This window comes from Streptomyces sp. NPDC054847, from assembly GCF_053610925.1.
On sequence record NZ_JBSGZJ010000499.1, the window covers coordinates 1 to 5,083 of the forward strand.

The window sequence follows — 5,083 nt, forward strand, 5'->3', positions numbered from 1 at the left end:
CGCGAAGCCGCCCGCGGCCGACGAGGCCGAAGAGACCGCCGCGGGACGGGACGGAAAGGCTGCCGGGCGCGACGAGCCGGCCGCGGCCGGCGCTCCGGCCGGGCACGGCGGAGCTAAGGTGATCGACCTGCCGCCGCTCACCGTCCGCTCCGCGGACCCGGCGAAACCGGTGGCCCCTGTGCCGCCGCCGTCCCCGGCCCCGGAGGCGGCGCGTCCGCCCCGGCCCGCGACACCGCCCCCGACCGCGACACCGCCCCAGACCGCGACACTGCCCCCGACCGTCGCACCGCCCCCGACCGTCGTGCCGTCACCGACGGCACCGCCCGCGGCCGCCCAGGGAGAGCTCGCGCTGCCGCCCTCCCCGCCCAGAAAGCTGGCCATCCCGGCCATCATGATCGAGTCGCCCGTGATGAGGCTCGGTCTCGACAAGAAGGGCCGGCTCACCGCCCCTCCGGTAAACAATCCGCGTCTGGTCGGCTGGTACCAGAAGGGCCCCGCGCCCGGCGAGAAGGGCACCGCGCTGGTGGTCGGCCACCGCGACACCAGGACCGGCCCCGCCGTCTTCCTCAACCTCAACGCGCTGAAACCCGGTGACAAGGTCAATATCGCCCGCGCGGACCGGCGGACGGCCGTGTTCACGGTCGACAAGGTGCGCACCTACACGAAGGAGGCCTTCCCCGACGCGGAGGTGTACGGCCACACAGGCCGGCCCGAACTGCGGCTGCTCACCTGCGGCGGCAGCTTCGACAAGAAGAAGGGCTACTCCGCGAACGTCGTCGTCTTCGCACACCTCACGGACGTCAGACAGGTGTGATCCGGTCATGGGTGCACGGGGCCGGCCGAGCGGTCGGCCCCGGCCCCGCGGCCGTGTGGCGCACGAACGGCCGACAGCCGTGCGGCCAGGGTGAGTTGGGCGTACGGCCCACCCCGCGGAAACGGCCATTTCCGGCCGTTCGACGGTGCTGGTCTCGCATGGTGGACACATGCGTAACAAGCGCCCCGCGCATCGTGCGCGATCCATTCCCTGACGGGACATAGTGGGCTAGCTTCTGGCGACGCAGCTGCCCCTTCTCATCCCGGGCGGGACCCTATGACTCGCGCCATCGCTCTGCACAACGTCAGCAAGAGATACGGCCGTGCTCCCCGTGCCGTCGACAACTTCTCCCTCGGTGTCCGGCCGGGAGAGTTCCTCGTCCTGTTGGGCCCCTCCGGCTGCGGCAAGTCGACCGTGCTGCGGATGATCGCCGGACTGGAGGACATCACCGAGGGCGAGCTCCTGCTGGACGGCGAGTACGCCAACGACATCCCGCCGCGTGAACGCGACATGGCGATGGTCTTCCAGAACTTCGCGCTCTACCCGAGCATGACCAACCGGGAGAACATCGGCTTCCCGCTGAAGCTCGAGAACCCGCGGGCCGACCGCAACCCGCGGGTGGAGGCCACCGCCAAGATGCTCGGCATCGAGGACATCCTCGACCGGTTCCCCGCGCAGCTCTCCGGCGGCGAACGCCAGCGCGTAGCGATGGGACGGGCGATCTCCCGTCGGCCGTCGGTCTTCCTGATGGACGAGCCGCTCTCCAATCTCGACGCCAAGCTCCGCAACCATCTGCGGGCCGAGATCGCGCGGCTGACCGCGGAGTTGGGGGTGACGACGGTCTACGTCACGCACGACCAGGCGGAGGCCATGTCGCTCGGGGACCGCGTCGCCGTGATGCGCGGCGGAGTGCTCCAGCAGGTCAGCTCCCCGCGCGACACCTACGCCCTGCCGGCGAACGTCTTCGTCGCCGCGTTCATCGGGACGCCCCGGATCAATCTGCTCCAGGCCGTCGTCCACGCGCCGCTGGACGGCCGGATGTCCATCGACCTGGGCCGGCAGCGGCTGCCGCTGCCCGAGCCCCTCAGCCCCGACCACCAGCTGCTGCGCATCCAGCAGGGCCGGCAGATCATCGTGGGCCTGCGGTCGGAGGCCGCCCGGATCGCGCCGCCCAGCCAGGCCCGCCCGGGAGAGGTGGCGCTGACCGGGATCGTCGAGCACATGGAGTACCAGGGGCACGAGGCGCTGGTGCACTTCAACACCGGTTCCCGGCCCGCCGTGGTCGCCGATCTCGAGTCGCCGCGTCCGCAGACGGCGGTGCGGCGGCGAAGAAGCCCCGGCCCCGGAGTGCTGACCCGGCTCAAGGACCGGGCGATGGCTCAGGTCGCGGGGCCGGTGGCGGTGCTCGACGAGCCGGTTCCCGAGCCCGCCCACGAGAGCAGGATCACCGCGCCGAGCGACCTCGTCGTCCGTACCGGCCCCGACCTCCGGCTGCGCACCGGGGCCCAGGTGCCGCTGCTCGTGGACCTCGCCCACCTCTATGTGTTCGACCATCAGGGCCGCCGCATCTGCCCCGCCCCCATGGACCTTCCGGGCCTCGACGCCTGAGTCCTCCGCCACGGAACGTGGCCTCCGGCACGTCCGATGCCCCTGGCGCCGTAAAACTAACGGCGCTAGTTTGGGGCGCGGACACTACCGCGAGGCGTGGAGGACATCGATGAAGGCCCACGACGGCATGTACATCGGCGGCCGGTGGCGGCCTGCCGCGGCACAGGAAACGATCGCGGTCGTCGACCCCGCGGACGAACAGGTCATCGCCCACGTGCCGGCCGGCACGGCGGAGGACGTCGACGCCGCCGTACGTGCCGCCCGCGCGGCCTTCCCGGGCTGGGCGGCGACGCCGCCCGCCGAGCGTGCGCGGTACATCGCGGCCCTGCGGGACGAACTCGGCCGGCGCGCCGAGGAGATCGCGGGGACGGTGACCGCCGAACTGGGCGCACCGCCCGCCCTGGCGCTCGCGGTCCATGCGAGCCTGCCCGTCGCGGTCGCCGGCTCCTACGCGGAGCTCGCCGGCTCCTACGCGTTCGAGGAGAAGATCGGCACCTCCACTGTGCTGATGGAGCCGGTCGGCGTCGTCGGCGCGATCACGCCCTGGAACTACCCGCTGCACCAGATCGTCGCCAAGGTGGCACCGGCGCTGGCCGCCGGCTGCACCGTGGTGCTCAAGCCGGCGGAGGACACCCCGCTGACGGCGCAGCTCTTCGCGGAGGCCGTCCATGAGGCGGGCATCCCCGCGGGCGTTTTCAACCTGGTCACCGGGCTCGGTCCGGTGGCCGGCCAGGCGCTCGCCGAGCACGAAGGCGTCGACCTGGTGTCCTTCACCGGATCGACCGCCGTCGGCCGGAAGATCGGCGCGACCGCGGGCGGCGCGATCAAGCGCGTCGCACTGGAGCTGGGCGGCAAGTCCGCCAACGTGATCCTGCCGAGCGCGGACCTGGCCAAGGCGGTGAACGTCGGCATCGCCAACGTGATGTCCAACTCGGGCCAGACGTGCAGCGCGTGGACCCGGATGCTCGTGCACAAGGACCGGTACGAGGAGGCCGTCGAGCTCGCCGCTGCCGCCGTCGCCAAGTACGTCCCCGGCGAACGGGTCGGCCCCCTCGTCAACGCCAAGCAGCAGGAGCGGGTGCGGGGTTACATCGAGAAGGGCATCGAGGAAGGCGCCCGGCTGGTCGCCGGCGGCCCCGAGGCGCCGCTCGAAGTCGGCTACTACGTCAGCCCGACCGTCTTCGCCGACGTCACCCCCGGCATGTCCATCGCCCAGGAGGAGATCTTCGGGCCGGTCGTGTCGATCCTGAAGTACGAGGACGAGGACGACGCCCTCGAGATCGCCAACGGCACCGTGTACGGCCTCGCCGGCGCCGTCTGGGCCGGCGACGAGTCCGAGGCGGTGGCCTTCGCCCGCCGCATGGACACCGGTCAGGTCGACATCAACGGCGGCCGCTTCAACCCGCTGGCGCCGTTCGGCGGCTACAAGCAGTCCGGCGTCGGCCGGGAGCTCGGACCGCACGGCCTCGCCGAGTACCTCCAGACCAAGTCCCTCCAGTTCTGAGCGGTAAGGAAACCATCGTGGTCCGTGCAGCCGTCCTGCCCTCCGTCGGCGCTCCCCTGGAGATCACCGAGATCTCGCTGCCGGAGCCCGGCGCCGGCCAGGTCCGGGTCAGGCTCGTCGCCGCCGGGGTGTGCCACTCCGACCTGTCGCTCTCCGACGGCACCATGCGGCTGCCCGTCCCGGCCGTCCTCGGCCACGAGGGAGCGGGTACCGTCCTGGCCGTCGGCGAGGGCGTCACCCATGTCGCACCCGGCGACGGCGTCGTCCTCAACTGGGCGCCCGCCTGCGGCCGTTGCCACGCCTGCTCCATCGGCGAGGTGTGGCTGTGCGCCGACGCGCTGACCGGCGCGGGACGGGTGCACGCCGTCGCGGCCGACGGCACCGAGCTCCATCCCGGCCTGAACGTGGGTGCGTTCGCGGAGGAGACGGTCGTCGCCGCGAACTGCGTGCTGCCCGTCCCCGACGGTGTCCCGCCGGCGGACGCGGCACTGCTGGGCTGCGCCGTCCTCACCGGCTACGGCGCCGTCCACCACTCCGCGCGGGTACGTGAGGGCGAGTCCGTCGTGGTCTTCGGTGTGGGCGGGGTCGGGCTGGCCACCCTCCAGTCCGCCCGGATCGCCGGAGCGGGCCCGATCATCGCCGTCGACGTCTCCCCGGAGAAGGAGGCACTGGCGCGCGGCGCGGGCGCCACCGAGTACGTCGTCGCCTCCGACAGCACGGCGCGGGAGATCCGGGCGCTGACCGGCAAGCGCGGCGCCGACGTGGCGATCGAGTGCGTCGGACGCGCCTCGACGATCCGCGCCGCCTGGGATTCCACCCGCCGAGGCGGGCGCACCACGGTCGTCGGCATCGGAGGCAAGGACCAGCAGGTCACCTTCCACGCTCTCGAGCTGTTCCACTGGGGCCGCACGCTGTCCGGCTGCGTCTTCGGCAACTCGGATCCCGCCGCCGACCTGCCGGTCCTCGCGGAGCACATCCGCGCCGGCCGGCTGGACCTGAGCGCGCTGGTCACCGAGCAGATCGCCCTCGACGGCATCCCGGCGGCCTTCGAGAACATGCTCGCGGGCAAGGGCGGCCGGGCGCTGGTCGTCTTCTAGAGCCCACACACGACACACCCCGGCCGCCGTCGCGGCCGGGGTGTCCGTGCTGCTCGAACG

4 protein-coding genes are annotated in these 5,083 nt (G+C 72.5%); all 4 read left to right on the plus strand.

Translation table 11 applies throughout. The annotated features are described in order from the left end of the window. Nucleotides 1-268 precede the first annotated feature (268 nt). The 4 genes from ACWGH4_RS30975 to ACWGH4_RS30990 all read left to right on the plus strand — a co-directional run bounded on the left by ACWGH4_RS30975 (nt 269) and on the right by ACWGH4_RS30990 (nt 5,023). A complete protein-coding gene (locus tag ACWGH4_RS30975) occupies nt 269-814 on the plus strand; it encodes a class F sortase (protein ID WP_453466746.1) in 546 nt (181 codons plus the stop codon). A 276-nt stretch (nt 815-1,090) separates the two neighbouring features. Further along, the gene (locus tag ACWGH4_RS30980) at nt 1,091-2,422 is read left to right on the plus strand and encodes an ATP-binding cassette domain-containing protein (RefSeq protein ID WP_441266514.1); all 1,332 of its coding nucleotides are present in this window, start codon (nt 1,091-1,093) and stop codon (nt 2,420-2,422) included. A 109-nt stretch (nt 2,423-2,531) separates the two neighbouring features. Next, nucleotides 2,532-3,926, plus strand: a complete 1,395-nt coding sequence (locus tag ACWGH4_RS30985) for an aldehyde dehydrogenase family protein (protein WP_453466742.1) — start codon at nt 2,532-2,534, stop codon at nt 3,924-3,926. Between the two features lie 17 nt (nt 3,927-3,943). Continuing rightward, nucleotides 3,944-5,023: a zinc-binding dehydrogenase gene (locus ACWGH4_RS30990; protein ID WP_453466744.1), complete on the plus strand. Its 1,080-nt coding sequence runs from the start codon at nt 3,944-3,946 to the stop codon at nt 5,021-5,023. The last annotated feature ends 60 nt before the right edge of the window (nt 5,024-5,083 follow it).